The sequence below is a fragment of the Thalassospira sp. A3_1 genome (assembly GCF_017744215.1).
Classification (GTDB): domain Bacteria; phylum Pseudomonadota; class Alphaproteobacteria; order Rhodospirillales; family Thalassospiraceae; genus Thalassospira; species Thalassospira lucentensis_A.
In genome coordinates this window covers 249,807-269,448 of record NZ_JAGHQQ010000001.1, presented here as the reverse complement: position 1 = coordinate 269,448, position 19,642 = coordinate 249,807, and the positions used below count along the sequence as shown (strand labels likewise).

General features: G+C 57.2%; 18 protein-coding genes. 5 read left to right on the top strand and 13 right to left on the bottom strand.

What is annotated here, in order from left to right:
• Positions 1 to 4: 4 nt before the first annotated feature.
• The gene (murG, locus tag J7395_RS01240; protein WP_209220280.1) at positions 5 to 1,204 is read right to left on the bottom strand and encodes an undecaprenyldiphospho-muramoylpentapeptide beta-N-acetylglucosaminyltransferase; all 1,200 of its coding nucleotides are present in this window, start codon (positions 1,202 to 1,204) and stop codon (positions 5 to 7) included.
• A 243-nt stretch (positions 1,205 to 1,447) separates the two neighbouring features.
• On the opposite strand from murG, the gene J7395_RS01235 reads away from it, so the two are divergent.
• Positions 1,448 to 2,458: a hypothetical protein gene (locus J7395_RS01235; RefSeq protein ID WP_209220279.1), complete on the top strand. Its 1,011-nt coding sequence runs from the start codon at positions 1,448 to 1,450 to the stop codon at positions 2,456 to 2,458.
• Positions 2,452 to 3,267: a hypothetical protein gene (locus J7395_RS01230; protein ID WP_209220278.1), complete on the top strand. Its 816-nt coding sequence runs from the start codon at positions 2,452 to 2,454 to the stop codon at positions 3,265 to 3,267. Before J7395_RS01235 ends, J7395_RS01230 begins: the two co-directional genes overlap by 7 nt.
• A gap of 404 nt (positions 3,268 to 3,671) precedes the next feature.
• On the opposite strand, the gene J7395_RS01225 is transcribed toward J7395_RS01230, so the two are convergent.
• The 11 genes from J7395_RS01225 to J7395_RS01175 form a co-directional block, all read right to left on the bottom strand.
• Entirely contained in the window at positions 3,672 to 4,634 is a 963-nt protein-coding gene (locus J7395_RS01225) for a zinc-dependent alcohol dehydrogenase family protein (RefSeq protein WP_062947827.1), read from the bottom strand.
• Between the two features lie 77 nt (positions 4,635 to 4,711).
• A complete protein-coding gene (locus J7395_RS01220) occupies positions 4,712 to 5,014 on the bottom strand; it encodes a metalloregulator ArsR/SmtB family transcription factor (protein WP_062947825.1) in 303 nt (100 codons plus the stop codon).
• A 167-nt stretch (positions 5,015 to 5,181) separates the two neighbouring features.
• Entirely contained in the window at positions 5,182 to 6,327 is a 1,146-nt protein-coding gene (ftsW, locus tag J7395_RS01215) for a putative lipid II flippase FtsW (RefSeq protein WP_209220277.1), read from the bottom strand.
• Complete coding sequence (murD, locus tag J7395_RS01210; protein ID WP_062947716.1) at positions 6,324 to 7,730, bottom strand: UDP-N-acetylmuramoyl-L-alanine--D-glutamate ligase; 1,407 nt, start codon at positions 7,728 to 7,730, stop codon at positions 6,324 to 6,326. Before murD ends, ftsW begins: the two co-directional genes overlap by 4 nt.
• 17 nt (positions 7,731 to 7,747) lie before the next feature.
• Positions 7,748 to 8,836, bottom strand: coding sequence for a phospho-N-acetylmuramoyl-pentapeptide-transferase (gene mraY / locus J7395_RS01205; RefSeq protein WP_062947714.1), 1,089 nt, complete (start codon positions 8,834 to 8,836; stop codon positions 7,748 to 7,750).
• Between the two features lie 24 nt (positions 8,837 to 8,860).
• On the bottom strand, positions 8,861 to 10,291 hold the full coding sequence (gene murF / locus J7395_RS01200) for a UDP-N-acetylmuramoyl-tripeptide--D-alanyl-D-alanine ligase (RefSeq protein ID WP_209220276.1): 1,431 nt from the start codon (positions 10,289 to 10,291) through the stop codon (positions 8,861 to 8,863).
• Positions 10,292 to 10,356: 65 nt separating this feature from the next.
• Entirely contained in the window at positions 10,357 to 11,817 is a 1,461-nt protein-coding gene (locus J7395_RS01195) for a UDP-N-acetylmuramoyl-L-alanyl-D-glutamate--2,6-diaminopimelate ligase (RefSeq protein WP_209220275.1), read from the bottom strand.
• The gene (locus J7395_RS01190; protein WP_062947708.1) at positions 11,804 to 13,522 is read right to left on the bottom strand and encodes a penicillin-binding protein 2; all 1,719 of its coding nucleotides are present in this window, start codon (positions 13,520 to 13,522) and stop codon (positions 11,804 to 11,806) included. Before J7395_RS01190 ends, J7395_RS01195 begins: the two co-directional genes overlap by 14 nt.
• The gene (locus J7395_RS01185) at positions 13,519 to 13,950 is read right to left on the bottom strand and encodes a hypothetical protein (protein ID WP_062947706.1); all 432 of its coding nucleotides are present in this window, start codon (positions 13,948 to 13,950) and stop codon (positions 13,519 to 13,521) included. Before J7395_RS01185 ends, J7395_RS01190 begins: the two co-directional genes overlap by 4 nt.
• The gene (gene rsmH / locus J7395_RS01180; protein WP_209220274.1) at positions 13,947 to 14,930 is read right to left on the bottom strand and encodes a 16S rRNA (cytosine(1402)-N(4))-methyltransferase RsmH; all 984 of its coding nucleotides are present in this window, start codon (positions 14,928 to 14,930) and stop codon (positions 13,947 to 13,949) included. Before rsmH ends, J7395_RS01185 begins: the two co-directional genes overlap by 4 nt.
• On the bottom strand, positions 14,930 to 15,466 hold the full coding sequence (locus J7395_RS01175) for a division/cell wall cluster transcriptional repressor MraZ (RefSeq protein ID WP_209220273.1): 537 nt from the start codon (positions 15,464 to 15,466) through the stop codon (positions 14,930 to 14,932). The genes rsmH and J7395_RS01175 overlap by 1 nt, the downstream gene beginning before the upstream one ends.
• A 566-nt stretch (positions 15,467 to 16,032) precedes the next feature.
• On the opposite strand from J7395_RS01175, the gene J7395_RS01170 reads away from it, so the two are divergent.
• Together J7395_RS01170 and corA are read left to right on the top strand one after the other, a co-directional pair.
• The gene (locus J7395_RS01170) at positions 16,033 to 16,746 is read left to right on the top strand and encodes a hypothetical protein (RefSeq protein WP_348541197.1); all 714 of its coding nucleotides are present in this window, start codon (positions 16,033 to 16,035) and stop codon (positions 16,744 to 16,746) included.
• Positions 16,747 to 16,910: 164 nt separating this feature from the next.
• Positions 16,911 to 17,951 carry a magnesium/cobalt transporter CorA gene (gene corA / locus J7395_RS01165; RefSeq protein WP_209220272.1) on the top strand — a complete coding sequence of 347 codons (1,041 nt, stop codon included), beginning with the start codon at positions 16,911 to 16,913 and terminating at the stop codon, positions 17,949 to 17,951.
• On the opposite strand, the gene J7395_RS01160 is transcribed toward corA, so the two are convergent.
• On the bottom strand, positions 17,948 to 18,934 hold the full coding sequence (locus tag J7395_RS01160; protein ID WP_209220271.1) for a helix-turn-helix domain-containing protein: 987 nt from the start codon (positions 18,932 to 18,934) through the stop codon (positions 17,948 to 17,950). The genes corA and J7395_RS01160 overlap by 4 nt on opposite strands.
• A gap of 99 nt (positions 18,935 to 19,033) precedes the next feature.
• Between J7395_RS01160 and J7395_RS01155 the strand changes: the two genes are divergently transcribed.
• Positions 19,034 to 19,612, top strand: a complete 579-nt coding sequence (locus tag J7395_RS01155; protein WP_209220270.1) for a cysteine hydrolase family protein — start codon at positions 19,034 to 19,036, stop codon at positions 19,610 to 19,612.
• The last annotated feature ends 30 nt before the right edge of the window (positions 19,613 to 19,642 follow it).

Sequence of the window (19,642 nt, the reverse complement as noted above, 5' to 3'; positions counted from 1 at the left end):
CTCCTCATACCTTCTGGGGGTCTTTCTTTGTCATGTTATCATTATCGGGGCTGCCGGCCGGGTTCAGCCCCAGCAGATCCAGCACCATGTCGGCCAGCCGCTCGGCGGCATTGGGGCGACCGGTTGCCTTGGCAGCCTTGGCAGCGCGGGTGAGTGCGGCCGGGTTTTGCAGAAGCTTGGTCAAACGTTCGCTTAAAATCTCAACCGTGAAACGGTCTTGTGGCAATAGCCACGCGCCACCGGCTTCTTCGACCTGCTGGGCGTTGAAACGCTGGTGATCGTCAATCGCACTGGGCAGCGGCACCAGAAGGGCCGGACGACCGGCTGCGGTGAGTTCGGCGACGGTCGAGGCACCAGAGCGCGCAATCACCAGATGGCAGTCGCGCAGGCGTTCGGGAATATCGTCAATGAAGGACGCCAGCGTCACATCAATGCCCGATCCCTCATAGGTTTTGCGCACAGCCTCAATGTCTTCCTCGCGGGCCTGCTGGGTCACGATCAGGCGGTTGCGCAAATCACGCGGCAGGGCGACCAGTGCGGCGGGCAGAATTTCGGACAGGACGTGCGCGCCCTGCGACCCGCCGGTAATCAGCAGGCGCACCGGGCCCTCGGATGTCGGGGCGTCATATTCGGTGCTGGCGAGGGCGGCGACTTCGTGGCGGATCGGGTTGCCGGTCCAGATGACCTTGGCCGCGTCATTGGGCGCGATCAGTTTGACCGTCGGGAAGGATGTCGCGATGCGGTGTGCCGCCCCCGCAACCATCCGGTTGGCCCGGCCCAGAACCGCGTTCTGTTCATGAATGGCAAAGGGAATGCCAAGCCACTTGGCCGACAGGGTGGCGGGGATGGAGGCATAACCGCCAAAGCCGATGACCGCGGCGGGACGGGATTTTTTCAAAAGCGCGCGCGCCTTCATCGTGCCAAGGCCAAGGCGAAGGGCACCGGTCAGACGGCCCTTGATGCCCTTTCCGGCAATGCCGCCAGCGGGCAGGATGATGGTTTCAACCCCTTCGACCCCCTCGGTATAGCGCGAGGCGCGGGCATCGGTGAAAAACAGCACGTGGGCGCCGCGCCGGACAAGCGCGCGCGCCAGTGCAACCGCCGGAAACATATGGCCGCCGGTGCCGCCCGATGTCAGGGCGATCACCTGTCCTGCCAACGGGTGTTCCATCGGGGAAACTTCAATATTCTGGATGTCGGTCATCAGATCCACATATGCAACGACGGTTTGCCCCTATCAGAACCCGAGAAAGGTTAACATCCCTTCAAGCGCGGGTGTTTGTAGGGGAGGATTTTGTCGTTTTTTTGGGGTGGATTGGTGCGTTTTGAAGTTTTGGCAGATGGGGGATCTGGTTTGGGCTGGATAATGGCGATGTTTCTTGATGGTAACATTATTTTTGAATAGTAACATTTATTGTGATAGGGTTTAATATCGATGTTAATATGAGTGTCTGAAATGGTCGGGAAGCTGCAGGTTCTTAATAAAGTTACAGAATATCTATCAAGGACGCTGCATGCTCAAACCTCTGGTGTGTTTGAGGAAATCAGCGGGATTCCGCTAGGAATCTCTCACGGATATATAACTGCCAGATACCAAATTTTGGGAAATGATTGCGTATTTCTTATAGAGAAGCCTGATAGTTCTAAAACTCCATCTGCGATTGCGGTAGATGCTGCAAAAGTAGAAGTGATAACCGGACATCTTGCTGTATTTGTGACTGAGCAAATGAGTTCGTATTGGCGCGAACAATTTATTTCCAAGGGCACAGCCTTTATACAACCGGGTCAGCAGTGTTATATCCCGCAGCTTGCTATTGATCTTCGGGAGCATTTCCGCAAGAGACTAAATCGTAGCTTGGAAGATAAATTCTCTCCCATTACCCAGCTTGTATTGTTTTACCTGCTACTGCATGGCGAGGGGGCGATATCTCCTACGGCTTCCCGCTTGGCAGAGTTGCTTGATTATTCTCCAATGTCGATTGGGCGCGCTTATCAGGAGCTTGGTGCGCGTAGTATTTGCGATATTCGCAAGGAAGGACGAGAGAAGAGGCTTGGTTTCGCGTCATCGAAAGCGGAAATAATAGAGCGTTCAAGGCAATTCATGATCTCGCCTGTGCGCAAGTCCCTGTACCTTGAAAAATATCGCGAAGTAATTCCGACTTTGCATGTCGCCGGAGAGTCGGCTCTTGCAGAACGTACAATGTTGTCTGCGCCATCAATCCCTGTAAGGGCGATTGCCCCGGATCGTTGGAAACGAGGTCGTGCACATGAAGTTTGGCGCGAGGCCGTTGATCCGGAAGGTGCCATTATTATTGTGGAAATTTGGCATTACGATCCCACGCTATTATCAACCGATTCAGTAGTAGATTCGCTTTCATTATATGCTCAATTTAACCGATCCGATGATCCGCGTTTAGAAGGTGCGGCAGAAGAGCTTTTAGAGAAAATGTCATGGTAAAATTACTGGACGAAATGGTCGTGGGGCTTGAGCGCTTTGCCGAGCATTTTAAAGATTATCAGGATCGTTTTGTCATCATTGGGGGAACCGCTTGCAAGGTCATTCTCGAAGAGAATGCAATTGAGACACGCGGAACCAAGGATATAGACATTGTTCTCTGCCTGAATACCTCGGATAACATTGATGCCGGTTTTGCCAAGGTTCTTCTCGATTTCATCGAGGAAGGGAAATACTCTTCACGTACTCGTAATGACGGTGTGCAAGAATATTATCGTTTCGAAAAACCTGAGCAGCACGGGTATCCGGTTATGCTTGAATTCTTCTCGGGGAAGCCGGGAAGTTTTCCTCTGAAGGATGATCAAATTAAATGCCGGTTGGTGGTTGAAGAGGATATGATGTCCCTTTCAGCCATCCTATTGGATGATGATTACTACAGGGCTTTGATCGAAAATAAGACCATTATTCGAGGCTTGCCTTTTTTGAATGAAGAGTTGCTGATCCCGTTTAAAGCTCGGGCTCATGTTGATCTTTCTCGTAAGAAAGCTGCTGGGGATGCTAATGCTAAATCCAGTGATATTAATAAACATCGGGCAGATATCATTCGTTTGCTTGCTCTGATTTCACCCGACAAGAGACTTAAAATGGCGGACAGCCTGCGGCGAGACGTCGGCTTGTTTATTAACAAGCTTTATAATGAAAAGTTTCGAGTTGAGGGTGTTGTTGCAGGCTTCACTCTTGACATGGTTGTAGAGGTGTTGGGTCGCGTCTATCAGGTTGGCCGAGACGAGTTTCCTTACTTAGAGGAATAACTGTCAGGCTGAAGTGATATGCTTAATTAGTCCAGAGAAGCCAATTCTTTATTGTCTGTACCCTCACGGAATAGCTTGATTTTCCGCTTCATTTTGAGTCCTGAGTTTCAGACCAACTCAATCTTATACAGCACGGAATCAACCCGTTTTGCCAGCCGGTTATACAGGCGTTGGGCGCCGTCGCGATCATCGTTGAGATTCTTCCGATTTTATTTACAACACCATCAGAGAAAGACTATAAATTCTGTACTAAGGCTTTGAGGTTCGCGGGTGTAAGTCTTCCCTCATTGTCCAAAGAAATTGAACAAGCTCACCCTTGTGGTGGGCTTTTTTTATGCCTGTTTGGAAAGGAAACGCCGCACCTTTTGGTGCGGCGTTGTCGGGGGGGGGGGATGGTTGCCGGGTTATGGGGCGACCTTGATCGCGATTTTACCCCGGAGGCCGTTATCGGGGTTTTCCAGCCGGGCGTGGGCAAGCGGGATGTCTGCGAGTGAATAGACGGCACCGACATGCGGGCGAAGCTGACCGCGTTCGATCAGGGTGCTTAGCTCGTCAAGTTTGCCCCGGTTCTGGCGGGTGAACACGAAGTGGTAGCTGGCATTTTTGCCCCAGGCTTCGATCAGGTTCTGCGGCTGTGCGATATCGACAATCGAGACGACACGGCCAAGCTGGGCCAGTGCATCGGCACTTTTGGCGAGTGTATTGCCGCCGATGGTATCAAAGATGACATCCACCCCGTTGCCATCGGTTTCGCGCAGGATGGCATCGACATAATCTTCCTTTGTGTAGTCGATGAGGACGTCGGCACCGAGGCTTTGGGCAAATTCGAAGTTATCTTCGCGCACGGTGGTGAAGACCTTGGCACCTATGGCTTTCGCGACCTGGATTGCCACATGGCCGACACCGCCGGCACCGCCGTGGATCAGGATGCTTTCACCGACCCGAAGGCCCGCACGCACCACCAGTGCCTCCCACGCCGTGCCGCCGACCAGCGTCAGGCTGGCGGCTTCGAGGTGGCTGAGCGAGGCCGGTTTTTTGCCGATAATTTTTTCCGAAGCGACATGGTATTCGGCGTAGCTTCCGTCCCCGTCAAAAATCTGCGGGGTGTACCAGACTTCATCGCCGGGGACGAAGCTGGTGACGCCGGGGCCGACGCTTTCGACGACGCCGGAAACGTCATGCCCGGTAATGGCGGGCAGGGGTACGTAATCGGGATAGTCGCCGCGCCGGACCTGATAATCCAGCGGGTTGATGGAGGTTGCGTGGACACGGACAAGGACCTGTCCGGCCTGCGGGACGGGCTTGGCGACGTCCTGAAGTTCAAAGGCTTCCGGGCCGCCAAAGGATTTGAGGATCTGAGCTTTCATTGTCTGGACTTTCATTTTACTGCCTTATTTCGGCAAAAAGGGATATCGCAATTTCTCGATATATTCGGGCAAAAAAACTACAGTTCTTTTCCGATGGCATCGGCAAGAGCGCGGATGGTTGCTTCGTTCCGCTTGTAGTAGGTCCACTGACCGATGCGTCTGACTTCCACCAGACCCACCCGTTGCAGCGTCGCAAGGTAATCGGACACCGTCGATTGCGACAGTCCGACACCTTCCTGAATACTGCTGACGCAAACTCCAACCGTATCGACGTCGCCTTCATCCTGCGGAGGAAAGTTCTTCGCAGGCTCTTTCAAGCCTTTGAGGATTTCAAGGCGGGTCCGGTTCGAGAGGGCTTTGAATATTTCGAGCATTTCCATGATGTGAAATATATCGGGATTTTCCGATATGTCAATATGCGGAATCAACCGGGCAGCTATGCGCTGTCGGGCTGGCTGTGTTGGGGCATCAGCAGGTCGCGAGATGGACTCCCGCTTTCGCGGGAGTGACGGTGGTTTTGTTTTGTGGGGTGTGTTGGGCCGGTTGCTTATTCGCCCGGGCGTTTGCGGGTCAGGGCCAGAACGAAGCCCATGCCGATCGCGATGCCAATGGTGGCGGAGCCGCCATAGGAGATGAAGGGCAGGGTCATGCCTTTTGGCGGGACGAGTTGCAGGGTGGAGGCCATGTTGATCACGGCCTGCAAACCGAACTGGACCAGAATGCCGGTGACCGCCAGCACGACAAACAGGTTGCGTTCGCCCATCAGGCGCGAGAGGCCGCGCATGATGACGAAGCTGAAGACGCCAACCACCAGCACGCAGAACAGAAGGCCGAATTCTTCGCCCGCGACGGCAAAGATGAAGTCGGAATGGGCGTCGGGCAGGTAGTTCTTTACCGATCCCTCGCCGGGGCCCTGACCCATCAGGCCGCCATTCATGAAGGCTTCCATCGAGCGGTCGATCTGATAGTTGTCGCCCGATGCCGGATCCAGGAAGCGGTCCACACGCGACTGCACGTGCGGCAGCACCAGATAGGCGCCAACCGCCAGGCCGACCACGCCAAGGCCGAGGCCAAAGACCAGCACCATCGGCAGGCCCGCGAGGAAAATCTGGGTTGACCAGATGGCGGTGACCACGACGGTCTGGCCAAAGTCGGGCTGGATCATCAGAAGGATGATGCAGGTCGCAAGCAGCATGCAGGAGACGATATAGCCCGGGAAGTTCGGGTTAAGCCGACCTTCGGAAAACATCCAGGCCACCACAACCGCAAAGCAGGGCTTGAGGAATTCGGACGGTTGCAGGGTGATCCCGGCCAGATGAATCCAGCGGACAGCACCCTTGATCTCGGAACCCACGAACGGGGTGATGATCAGAAGGCAGATCACGCCCAGAAACATGATCGAGGCCAGACGCCGCACCCATTTGATCGAGAGCAGCGAAATGCCAAAGGCGCAGATGGCGGCAAGGCCGAGAAACACGAACTGCCGACGGACGAAATGGAAGCTGTCGACATTAATGCGGTCCGCCACCGGCGGGCTTGCCGACATGACCAGCAGCGCGCCAATCCCCATCAGCAGGATGACGGCGGCCAGCATCCAGCGATCCACCGTCCACCACCAGATGCCAAGTACCGAGGTATCGGCCCGCGAAAAGGCGATGTTGTTGTTGGTGCTGTTGCCAAACAGGGTTTTCATGGTTTCTCCTGCCCGGCATGTGCCAGCGCGTTAAACAGGTCGCGGAAGGCATCGCCGCGGGCTTCGAAACTTTTGAACTGATCGAACGATGCGCAGGCCGGCGAGAGCAGCACGACCGGCATATCGACCGCGCGTGATGCGATGCCTTCCCTGGCGTCAAGGAAGGCTGCCGCGGTGGCGCGATCAAGGGTTTCGCATTTCTGCCATGGCAGGTCATCGCCCAGCGTTTCGGCAAAGGCATCGGCAGCCGAGCCGATCAGATAGGCCTTTTTGATCTGCGGATAAAATGCCTGAAGGCCGTCAATGCCGCCTTCCTTGGGCTTGCCGCCCAAAATCCAGTAGATATCGCGATAGGCCGACAGGGCCTTGGCGGTGGCTTCGGCATTGGTGGCCTTGCTGTCATTCACAAAGGTCACACCATCGGCCATGCCCAGCCGTTCCTGCCGGTGGGCGAGGCCGGGGAAGCTCATGATGCCTTCGATGATTTTTGATGCCACAACCCCGCGTGCCCGGCAAAGGGCATAGGCGAATGCGATGTTTTGCCAGTTATGGACGCCGGGCATATGGGCGACCGTGACCAGATCCATGATCCGGGCCTGTGCACCCGACAGATCATCGATCAGCCAGCCATTTTCAACGTAAATGCCATGCGGGGCGGGTTTATGGACTGATACCTCGATCACGCGGCGACCGCCTTCGCGGGCGAGTTCGACCGCCATGCGCGCGCAGGGATCATCATCGACCGAAATCACCGCCCATTTCGGGCCCTTGTTGCGCGCAAAGACGCGGCGTTTGGCACCGATATAGCCATCCATGCCGCCGTGACGATCCAGATGATCGGGCGTGATGTTGAGCAGGCCGCAGGCATCGAAGCTGGCGTCATGAAGCAGTTCAAGCTGATAGGACGAGAGTTCCAGCACGAAGCAGTCATCAGGACCGGCGGGATCAAAGCCCAGCGCCGGATTGCCAAGATTGCCGCCCGCCTGAGTCTTGATCCCGGCGTTCGACAGGATATGGGCGGTAAGGGCGGTTGTGGTCGATTTGCCGTTGGTGCCGGTAATCGCGATGCTGGGCACGTCGGGAAGGGCGGTGCAGAGCAGTTCGACATCGCAGATGATCGGCTTGCCAGCGCGCCGGGCCTTTTCGGCCGCAGGATGCGGTGTCGGGAAGGTGGACGGGATGCCGGGGCTGATGACCAGCATGTCGGGTTCGGTCCAGTCACATTCCGCGAGATTGATCGGGGCGAGGCCGAAGGCCTCTAGCTGGCCGCGGCTTTCAGCGTTGTCATCCCATGCCCAGACGATGGCACCGCCATTGACCAGTGCCTTGACACTGGCCAGTCCGGATTTGCCCAGACCCAGAACCGCGATGGTTTTGCCGCGCAGATGTGACAGGTCGATCAAGGCGGGATGTCCTTAGTTTAACGGAGTTTAAGCGTTGCCAGCCCGACAAGGGCCAGAATGACGGCAATGATCCAGAACCGGATAACGATGGTCGGTTCCTGCCAGCCCTTTTTTTCGAAATGGTGATGCAGCGGCGCCATGCGAAACACGCGCTTGCCGGTCATTTTGAACGATCCGACCTGAATGATCACCGACAGCGTTTCAAGGACAAACAGACCGCCAATGATGGCAAGGACCAGTTCGTGTTTGGTGACAACCGAAACGGCACCCAGCGCACCACCCAAAGCAAGCGACCCGGTATCGCCCATGAACACCATGGCAGGCGGGGCGTTATACCACAGGAAGCCAAGACCAGCCCCGACAAGGGCACCCAGGAAGATGGTCAGTTCGCCCGATCCGGCGACATAATGGACCTGCAGATATTCGGCGAACTGGATGTTGCCGATCAGATAGGTGATCAGCGCGAAGCTGGCCGCCGCAATCATGACCGGCACGATGGCAAGGCCATCAAGGCCATCGGTCAGGTTGACCGCGTTGGACGCGCCGACCATGACAAACATGGCAAAGGGCACAAAGAACCAGCCGAGATCAAGCAGGAAGTTCTTGAAAAACGGGAAGGCAAGGGCGGTTGACAGCGGATCGGCGGTGTTGGTGGAAATCCACCATGCAGCCGCCGCGGCAATCGAAAACTGGCCGAGCAGCTTGAGTTTGCCCGGCAGGCCCTTGGTATTGCGTTTGGAGACTTTCAGGAAATCATCAAGGAAGCCCAGGAACCCGTAACCGATGGTCACCAGCAGCACCGCCCAGACATAGGCATTGGACAAATCCGCCCACAAAAGGGTGCCGATGGAGGTGCACAGCAACAGCAAAAGGCCGCCCATGGTTGGCGTGCCCTTTTTGGTCAGAAGGTGGCTTTCGGGGCCGTCATCGCGGATCGGCTGGCCTTCGCTTTGTTTGGAGCGCAGCCAGTTGATCAGGGACGGGCCAAGCACAAAGGCCAGAATAAGCGATGTGATAATCGCGCCGCCGGTCCGGAACGTGATGTAACGGAACAGGTTGAAGATCGGAAACTGGTCGGCCAGCGGATAAAGCAGATTATAGAGCATCGCCCCGGGGGTTCCTTCTGCGTCTTAACTTTTGGATGCAGCGCCAGATGCGCCATCCGGTGATTTTAAGGCCGAGACAATTTTCGAAACGTAAATGCCAAGCGATCCTTTGACCAAAACCACGTCATCCGCCTGCAAATCGGCCTTTATCGGGTCAATTGCGTCTTCGGCGGCGTCAAAATGGCCGGCATGGAGTTCGCCCGGCAGGGTTTCCGCAAGGTTGGCCATCAGCGGGCCGACCGTATAAACACGTTCGATGCCAAGGGCAACCAGTGGCTGATGCAGGTCCGCATGCAGTTTTTGCGCACCATCGCCCAGTTCGCGCATATCGCCCAGAACCGCGATCCTGCGCCCCGATCCTTCGGGTTTGCTTTGGGCCAGCACGCTCAGCCCCGCCATCATCGAGGTCGGGTTGGCGTTATAGGCATCGTCAATCAGGGTATAGGTGCCATCAGCCCCGTTGGGCAGCGGCAGAATATGGGTTTCACCGCGCCCGGCAGGCGGGGTGAAATCGGCCAGATCCTGTGCGGCGCGCAGCACATCGCCGCCAATCGCATCAACACAGGCCAGAACCGCAAGCGAGTTCAGAACCCAGTGTTCGCCGGGGCAGCCGATGAAATATTCGATGTCACGGCCGCCGATGCGCGCACGCACGGCAGAACCATTGGTGACAATGTTGGCTTCGAACAGGCGGTAATCGGCCATGGCATCGGTGCCAAAGCATTTGATATTCTTGATGCCGAGTTCCTTCGCGCGCCTGGCCAATGCAAAATAATGCAGGTTGTCGCGGTTGAGGATCACGGTGCCATCGGCATCAAGGCCATCAAAGATTTCAGCCTTGGCCTGTGCGATTTCGGCCTCGTCCCTGAAATATTCGGTATGCGCGCCGACGACGGTTGTGATCAGGGCGACCTTGGGGCGGACCATCTTGACCAGCGGGCTGATTTCGCCGGGATGGTTCATGCCGATTTCAAATACGCCATATTCGGCCGCCACCGGCAGGGTGGCGAGGCTCATGGGCACACCCCAATGGTTATTGAAGCTGGCGGGGCTGGCGTGGGTCAGGGCCTGTTCGTTCAGAACGTATTTGAGCGCCTCTTTGGTGCCGGTCTTGCCGACAGAGCCGGTGATCGCGATGATTTTCGCATCGGAGCGTTCGCGCCCGGCAAGGCCAAGGTGGACCATCGCATCAAGCGTATCATCGACCACAAGGGCCGGTGCGCCATTGCCAAGGGTTTTGGTGTCCGACACCATCGCCGCCGCACAGCCGTTATCAAGGGCGGTCTGGGCGAATTTGTGACCATCGAAATTGGGCCCCTTGAGCGCGATGAACAGATCGCCCTTGGCGGCCTTGCGGCTGTCAATCGATACGCCGGACGCCTGCCAGTTGCCGGTTGCCTTGCCCCCGGTGGCTTTTTCGGCGTCTTTTGCCGTCCATAAAACAGCCTTGGTCATTTTTGGGTTTCTTTCGTATCCGCATCCAGCACGATCTTTGGCGTCGTGGCTGGTTTTAAAATCAATCAGTTACCGCCCAGAAGGATGTTGCGCGCGACCGCGGCATCATCGAAAGGCAGAACCGTATCGCCGACAATTTGGCCTCTTTCATGGCCTTTTCCGGCAATAATAAGAATATCGTTGCGTTGCAAGATACCAATGCCGCGTTTGATCGCCTCGGCCCGGTCGCCGATTTCAACCGCACCTTCGCAGGCGGCCTTGATCGCGGCACGGATTTTGGCGGGGTCTTCGCTTCGGGGGTTGTCATCGGTGATGATGGCGATATCGGCGTTTTCCTTGACCACGCGACCCATTTCCGGGCGTTTGCCGGTGTCACGATCCCCACCTGCACCAAAGACGCAGATGATGCGGCCCTTGGCGTGCGGGCGGACGGCCTTGATCACGGTTTCAAGCGCATCAGGCGTGTGGGCGTAATCAACAAAGACCGGTGCGCCGAAGCTGGTTTTGCCAACCAGTTCCATGCGGCCCCGCACACCTTCAAGCTTTTCAAGGGCGGCAACCGCATCATCGACATCGGCACCCGACGCAATGACGATGCCAAGGGCGGCCAATGCGTTCATCACCTGGAAGGAGCCCATGAGGGGCAGATGCACGCCATATTCGCCTTTTTCGATGGCGAGCTTGAGCTTGGTGCCGGTGGCATCGGGCTTGGCTTCGAGCAGTTTGATATCATCGGCGGCAAGGCCATAGGACATTACCGAAATGCCGCGTCCCTCGCACATCGAGCGCAGGATTTTGAATTGCGGGACATCGGCATTGAGAACCGCCGTGCCGTTTTCGGCCAGAAGATCAGCAAACAGGCGGGCCTTGGCAGCGAAGTATTTTTCGAAATTGCCGTGATAATCAAGGTGATCACGGGTCAGGTTGGTAAAGGCGGCAACCGTGACTTTCACCCCGTCAAGGCGATGCTGGTCAAGCCCGTGCGAGGAGGCTTCCATCGCGACATGGGTGACACCGATTTCAGCCATTTCATTAAGGCTTTGATGCAGGGCGACCGGATCGGGGGTGGTGAGTGATCCGGGGATTTTCGCACCGGCGGCACGAATGCCGAGTGTGCCGATCGAGCCCGACATATTGCCAAGGATCGTCCAGAGCTGTTCGGTGAAAACGGCGGTGGAGGTTTTGCCGTTCGTACCGGTAATCGCCGCGATATTGGCCGGCTGTTTGCCATAGAAACGCGCGGCCAGTTGTGCGTAACGCTGGCGCGGGTTTTCCACCGGGATCAGCGGAACCGTCGCGGCGGCGGGTTTGGGGGTGCCTTCCTTTGCAAGGATGGCGGCTGCACCCAGCCGGATCGCATCATTGATGTATTTCGATCCGTCGGTTTTGGCACCAGACAGGGCGGCAAACAGATAGCCATCCTTCACGGTGCGTGAGTCTGCTGTCAGGCCCGTAATGTTCGGGTCCTGTCCGTCGGCATGTTTAAGTGCCGCTTGATCACCTGCCATGAGTTCAGAAAGACGCAAGTTTGCGCTCCCCCTTGCGAAGGTCGATATGCAGCGCTTGCTCAATCTCCGGCGCCTTCGCATTCGCCGGTTCAATGCCCAGAAGGGGAGCAATACGTGTCACAACCTTGCCGACTGCCGGGGCGGACACCCAACCGGCTGTGGCAAATCCATAGGTTTCTTTTGTGCCTTTGGGCTCGTCCAGCGTCACCAGAACCACATATTTCGGGTCCTGCATCGGGAAGGCGGCGACAAAGGTCGACATGCGGGCGTTCTTGACATAGCGCCCGTTCACGAGTTTTTCCGACGTCCCGGTTTTACCCCCAAGGAAGTAACCCGGAACTTCAGCCTTTTTGCCCGATCCATCGGTCACGACGAGGCGCATCAGGCGCCGCATCTTGTCCGAGGTTTGCCGGGAAATAACGCGTTCACCCGCCGGTGCGCCGTCCTGTTTGAGGATCGTTGCCGGACGCAAAATGCCGCCATTTGCAAGGGCGGAGATGCCGCTGACGACCTGAAGCGGTGTCACGGCAAGACCATGGCCAAAGGAAATGGTCATGGTGTTCACTTCGCGCCACGGATTGGGCACAAGCGGAGAGCCGACTTCGGGCAGCTCGATCTGTGGTGTGTCGAGGATGCCGAATTTCTTGAGATATTTGCGCTGGGTCTCGGTCCCGAAATCAAGGGCGATGCGGGCGGAACCAATGTTTGACGAATATTTGATGATCTCGGACACCGACAGCCAGCGGTTTTCGCCGCGATAGTCGCTAATCGCGAAGCGCCCGACGCGGATCGGCTGGGAGGCGTCATACATGCTGTCGAGATTGACGGTGCCGGTTTCAAGCGCAATCGCGGTGTTAAACAGCTTGAACACCGAGCCCATTTCATAAACGCCCAGCGTCGCGCGGTTAAAGCGCGCGTCAGCTGGTGCCTGACCGGGGCGGTGCGGATCAAAATCGGGCAGCGACATCATGCCCAGCACTTCGCCGGTATAGATATCCATGACCATGCCGGTCGCACCGACCGCGTCATAGGTCTTCATCGCGTTTTCGACTTCTTCCTCGAGCGCGTATTGAATGCGGGTATCAAGGGAGAGTTGCAGCGGACCGTTATTGATGCGCAGTTCGTTATCAAATTTGCGTTCCGCACCGGCGATGCCGTTATTGTCGATATCGGTGAAGCCCAGCACATGGGCAAACAGGCGGCCATGCGGATAGACGCGGCGTTCTTCGCGCTGGAAATTAAGCCCCGGTACGCCAAGCGAGTTAACCGCATATTGCTGTTCGGGTGTCAGGTTGCGACGGATCCAGACGAAAGCCTTTTGCGAGCTTAGATGACGGATCAGGGTGTCGCGATCCAGATCGGGCAGGACGGTCAGCAATTGATCGGCCGAGCCAACCGGGTCCTTGATTACGCGCGCATCGGCATAAAGCGAATTGGTTGGAAGATCGGTCGCAAGCAGCATGCCGTTGCGATCAACGATATCGGCACGTTCGGTTTTAAGTTCGCGGGTGTCCGATCCCGATGCCATTTCGGGTTCGTTGCCCTGACGCAGAACGGTGGCATCGACCAGACCGGCGGTGATCCAGACAAAGCCGACGGCAAACATCGCACCGGTAATGAAGATGCGGTTGCGCGCGGTTTCAATCGCGTGACGTTCGCGTTGATCAGGGCCCAGTTCCGGGCGGTCGCCGCGCAGCCAGTATGAGAAACGATAGAAGCTCATTCTCCGCCCTCCTGAACGCTGGCGAGCGACGGGGAATTGATGATCATGGCTTCGGCGGCTTCGTCCGGGGCCAGTTCATCGGGGCGCGCACGCGGTACCGGCAGGAAGGCCACGGCCTCGCCGAATTTATCAAGACGGTATTGATGCAGATCGGCATTTTCAGGCAGGTCATTGATGCTTGCCATCTGAAGCGGGGTGATCTGATCAAGCTTGAGATAGGTATTGGCGAGCGTTTCAACGCGCTGCGGACTGTTCAGGTAGCTCCATTCCGCGTCAAGGACGTGGATGGTTTCCTGTTCGTTGAGGATGTCCGACTGAATGACGGCATACTGTTTTTCAAGGCGTTCGACTTCGTGCGACACCCAATAGGTGCCCGCCCCGATAACGATGGTCAGAAACAGCCCGATAAAGGTCATGGCACGTGTCATTTGCGACCTCCTGTCATTGGGGGCTGTTCGTTACGGGCAACCGCACGCAGTTTGGCCGACCGCGCACGCGGATTGGCGCGCAGTTCGTCCTTTTGTGCGGTCACGGCCTTGCGCGTGATGGTGGTGAAGGTCGGGGTTGCGACCTCTGGCTCGCCCGGAAGGCGGCGCGACATTTTCGACGGATCGCCGGAGCGTTCCTTCATGAAGGTTTTGACACTGCGGTCTTCGAGCGAATGGAAGGTCACGATGACCAGACGGCCACCCGGTTTCAAAAGGTCTTCTGCCGCCTGCATGGCGCGTTCAAGTTCGCCGAGCTCGTCATTGACGTAAATGCGAAGCCCCTGGAAAGTGCGGGTGGCGGGATCAATGCCGTCCTTGGATTTGCGCACGACAGAGCGGACCGCACGGGCCAGTTGCAGGGTGGTTTCAAAGGGCGCCTCGGCGCGCATTTCAACGATCTTGTGCGCGACCTTGCGCGATGCGCGTTCCTCGCCATAACGATAGATGACATTGGCGATGTCTTCCTCGTCGGCGGTATTGACGAAATCGGCCGCGGTCGGGCCGGACATCGACATGCGCATATCCAGCGGCCCGTCTTCGCGGAAGGAAAATCCGCGGTCGGCCTGATCAAGCTGCATGGAAGATACGCCGATATCAAGAACGATGCCGTCAACCTGATCAACGCCAGCGGCGGGCAGAAGGGTGCCCATATCGCCAAAGCAGCCTTCGACCATGTGGAAGCGATTGGCATAATCGGCTTCCATCGCCCTGCCGGTGGCAACGGCGGTCGGGTCACGGTCAATGGCGTAAAGTTCGCAGTCCGCATGATCGAGAATGGCGCGGGAATATCCACCCGCGCCAAAAGTTCCGTCCACCATGATCTCGCCGGTCCCGGGGGACAGGGCATCGAGAACTTCGCGCAACAGCACCGGCTTGTGCGGGCCATCGCCTGTGGCGAAGCTGAGGTCATGGATGCTCATTACGCGCTCCCCCCATCATCTGGTCCCTCTTCATCCGGGGCGGTTTCGCCGGTCGGGCCAGCGGGGCGGCTGCCCGGCGCGAAATCGGATGCCGGTTTCAGTTTGAGGGTCGATCCGCGATTGAAGGTGCGGGTGCGGCTTGCGTCCTGCAGCGGTTTGAAGATTTCCGGGTTCCAGATGCGGAAGGTGCGGCCACGGCCAACAAAGGCGACCTGATCTTCGATGCGGGCGAATTCGATCAGTTCCGGGGGCAGAATGATGCGGCCTTCGCCGTCAAACGGCAGCATGTGGGATGCGCCAAGAATGGTATCGGCAAGGTCGTCGGCCTCGTCCGAGAACATCGCCAGTTCGTCAATCGACGCGGCGATGCGGTCCATGTGGCTTTCGCCACAGCCTTCAAGGGCGGCTTCCTTGTGGGATTGATACAGATAGATGCCAGCGAAGGTTTCGCGTTCCAGGGTCGCACGGAACCGCTTGGGCACGGAGACGCGCCCTTTTCGGTCCAGCTTGTGAATGTGCGTTCCTGTGAACAGCACTTCGCCATTCCCCTGATCAAAAACCCATTTCGAACCGCCAGAGAATGATCAGTTTCCGCGTCGAAATGGATATGCCCCGCATGACACCGTAAATGTGCCTAGTTATGGGGTATCATGGGTTTTGATGGGGGTCAATGGGAATTGATGGGATCAAATAGGGTAATAATGTGGTTTCCTGCGGCTTTGGGGCATATCGGAATGGGGGGCAAATGGGCCAAAAGTAACCGTTTTCCGGGTGATTTTCGGCTCTTGCCCATCAAAACCCACACGCGTCCCCATGCCCGCCCATGCAAATCCATTCGCAGACCATTTTTGTCCTGCATGGGATGTGACGGGATGATGGAGAGACATTTCACGCAACATGGCGATGATCCGGTTTGGGACCGATCCCAGCTTCGGGGATTGGCATTTGATCGTTAATCGGTTTTGATGGGGCAATGTTGCCCGCGATCCGGTCCGTGCTGATATGCTATGATGGTGATCCTGATGCGGGGCAGCCTCAGGACAGGCGAAGGGAACGAGTGTTGCGGAAAAAAGCTGCCATATTGTTAATGATTTGTGCCCTGGTGGCAGTTTTTGGCATTCGGACGCCGGTGCATGCCCAAAGCCTTCAGATGGACAAGGGCAGTGCGACGATTTCGCCCGAGGTCACGTCGCCGGAAATGCGCCAGTTATTGCCCCTGATCATGCAGCAATTGCAGAACAATCCGCAATTGATGGGGCAGTTCGGGCTTGGCGGGCTTGGTGCGCTGAACGGGTTGGGCGGGCTTGAGGATGGCGAGGGCGTGCCGACGGGCCCCGGCACCAACGGCACGGGTGCGGCGGCCATCCCCGGACTTGAGGATGCGATTGCCAAGGCGCTGGCAAAGCAGAATGCGGCGAGCGCAGCGGCAACCGGCATTCCCGAACAGGTGACAATGTATCGGCAGCAATATCATCCGATCGATATGGATCATGACGGGCGGATCAGTGCGGACGAGGCCGCGTCCTATGCGAGCTGGATGTTCCGGCGGCGTGATATCAATGGCGACAGTGTTCTGGTGGGACGTGAATTTGCCGCGGTCGAGGCATTGCCGGGCACGGCGGAGGCCAACCGGCAGCGGCTGCGGACCGAAAGCCGGCGGCTGGAATTGCTGTTTGGCGGGGTTGATGCCAATTCTGACAAAATGATCAGCAAGGATGAGTTCCTTACCTATGCCAAGACGCAGTTTGATGAAAAGCGCGGGAACGATCCGGACATTGATCCGTTTGAGTTTCAGACGGTTTTACCGTTTCAATAGCGGGGATGCCGCGCCCCGGTGGCGTTTAACCGATTTGTCATGGCTTGGCGCGTGACAAAACATGCCCGCCGGGCATATGACATGAAACGCACAAGCCCCAAATAGACCGGTATCGGGCAGGTATCTGGTAATATCCAGTAATCTGGCGCGGATGGAGAGTGACCATGGACAGCAACGAGTTTTTTGCCCCGGCCCGGACCCCGTCGGACGATACGGCGGCACCGGCGGACGATGCTGCTCCGGTCGGCGGTGACGCCGTTGAGGGCGAAATCAGTGCTGCGGAAAGTGTGGCAAAGCCGCCAAAGGCGGAACGCACGCCGGTCTGGATTGACCTTTTGAACCCGTCCGATGACGAAATACACGAGATCGAAAAGCGGTTTGCCATCGAGGTGCCGACGCGCGAGGAAATGCAGGAGATCGAGCTTTCATCGCGGTTGTATGACGAAGACGGCGCGCTTTTCATGACGGTATCGGTGCTAAACAAGGCCAATAGTGACGAGCCGGAAACCACCGCGATCACCTTTATCCTGGTCAAGAAAACCCTGATTACCCTGCGTTATGCCGACCCGGTGCCGTTCAAGACTTTTATCCGGCGGGTCAATCGCAGCCCGTCGCTGGCGTCGAGCGCCGAGGCGGTTCTGTTCGGGTTGCTGGAGCAGATTGTTGACCGGCTGGCCGATATCATGGAACAGGCGGCCGCCGACCTTGAAGGGTTATCAAACATCGTTTTCGCCAATCCCGATGACCCGGCCCATGATCAGGATCACCGGGCGGTTCTGCGCCGCATCGGGCGGGCCGGGAACCTTTCGGGCAAGGCCAAGGACAGCTTGCTGAACCTGCATCGGCTGGGGCTGTTTCTGTCGACGCAGACGCGGCTTAAAAAGGATGCCAAGACGCGGCTTAAAACCATTTCCCGCGATATCGTGTCGATCACCGAACATGCCAATTTCATCGCGAACAAGGTGACGTTCCTGCTCGATGCGACGCTGGGCATGATCAATCTGGAACAGAACAACATCATCAAGATTTTCTCGGTCGCGGCAGCGGCATTTCTGCCGCCGACCCTGATCGCCAGCATTTATGGCATGAACTTTGAGGTCATGCCGGAACTTGATTGGCAGTTTGGTTATCCGCTGGCGATTGGGTTGATGGTGTTATCCGCTGTTCTTCCGCTTTGGTATTTCAGGCGGAAGGGGTGGCTTTAGGTGATGGCCTTGAACCGTTCGCGGTAGTCGCTGGGTGCTACGCCCAGATGTTTGACGAAGCAGCGGCGCATGCGTTCGTCATCGCCAAAGCCACAATTGATTGCGATTTGGCTTATGCGTTTGTCGGTTTGTTCAAGGGCGGTTCTGGCGGCTTCGAGGCGCATCAGTTCGACCGCGCGTGCCGGGCTCAGGCCGGTGGCGGATTTGTAGGTGCGCGAAAAGTTGCGCGGGCTCATGCCCGTCTGTTCGGCGAGGTCTTCGACCGAAAGGCGGGTTTGAAGGTTTTGCGCGATCCAGCCATGCAGATCATCAAAGCGCCCGGTACTGTCATTGGCCTGATGTTCAAGCGGCAGGCTGAATTGTGACTGGCCGCCGGGGCGGCGGATAAAGACGATCAGGCTGCGCGCAACGGCAAGGGCGGCGTCACGGCCATGATCCTGTTCGATCATTGCAACCGCCATATCAATCCCCGTCGTCACCCCGGCCGAGGTCCAGACCGGGCCATCGCGAACAAAGATCGGATCGGGGGCGACACGGCTTTGCGGGAACATGGCTTGCAGGCGGTCGCACCAGCGCCAGTGGGTGACACAGGCGCGATCATTGAGCATTCCGGCGGCACCCAGAATAAACGCCCCGATACAGACCGACCCGATGCGGGCAATTTTACCCCGGTATTTTTCAAGCCAGCCGATCAGATTGGCATCGCCCAGCGCATCAAGCATTTCATCGGACCCGGCGGCGATCAGGGTGTGGATTTTGCCCGGATCAAGATCGGCAAGGGCGACGGTATCAAGGGCGATACCGGTATCGGTCATAACCGGGCCGCCGTGGCTTGAGGCCAGAAGGGTGCGGTAAAGCGGAGTGCCATTTGCTGGATCGCGGGCTTCGTGAAAGGCCTGAAGCGGGCCTGTGACATCGAGCATCACGGTTTGCGGGGTGAGGATGAAAACGATGAGGCGGGGCGGATTTGGTAGCGGGGGCATCAAGGGGATTTGTCCTGAAATGAGGGGTGGTTGTCATTTATGCCATCTGGGGATCGGATAATCTAGGGCCAACAGACACATAAGCCGGAGAGATGGATAATGACCGAGATCGAAACCGAAACCGAAAACACCGCCCTGATCATGATCGACTGGCAGCAGGGCTTTGCCGACCTTGATTATTGGGGGCAGCGCAACAACCCGGATGCCGAGGCCAATGGCGCGAGGCTTCTGGCGCATTGGCGGGGAAAGGGCGCACCGGTCATTCACGTGCATCACGACTCAACCACGCCGACATCGCGGCTTTATCCCGATCATCCGGGCCATGCATTCATTGATTTTGCGACGCCAACGGATGACGAGGCGGTTTATGGCAAGCAGGTCAATTCGGCCTTTATCGGGACGGCGCTTGAGGCCGATTTGCGGGCACGCGGGATTTCAAAGGTCGTTCTATGCGGGATATCGACCGATCATTGCGTGAATACCACGACGCGGATGGCGGCGAACCTTGGCTTTGAGGTCACGATTGTCAGCGATGCGTGTTTTGCGTTTGAGCGGAGGCTACCCGACGGGCGGGTTTTTCCGGCCGATCTTGTGCATGATGTGGCGCTGGCGAGCCTGAATGGCGAGTTTGCCAAGGTTTGCACGACAGATCAGGTGATCGGGGGGAAATGCGATTGACTTGCGTTTCACGGTGACGCAGTTTCCCCA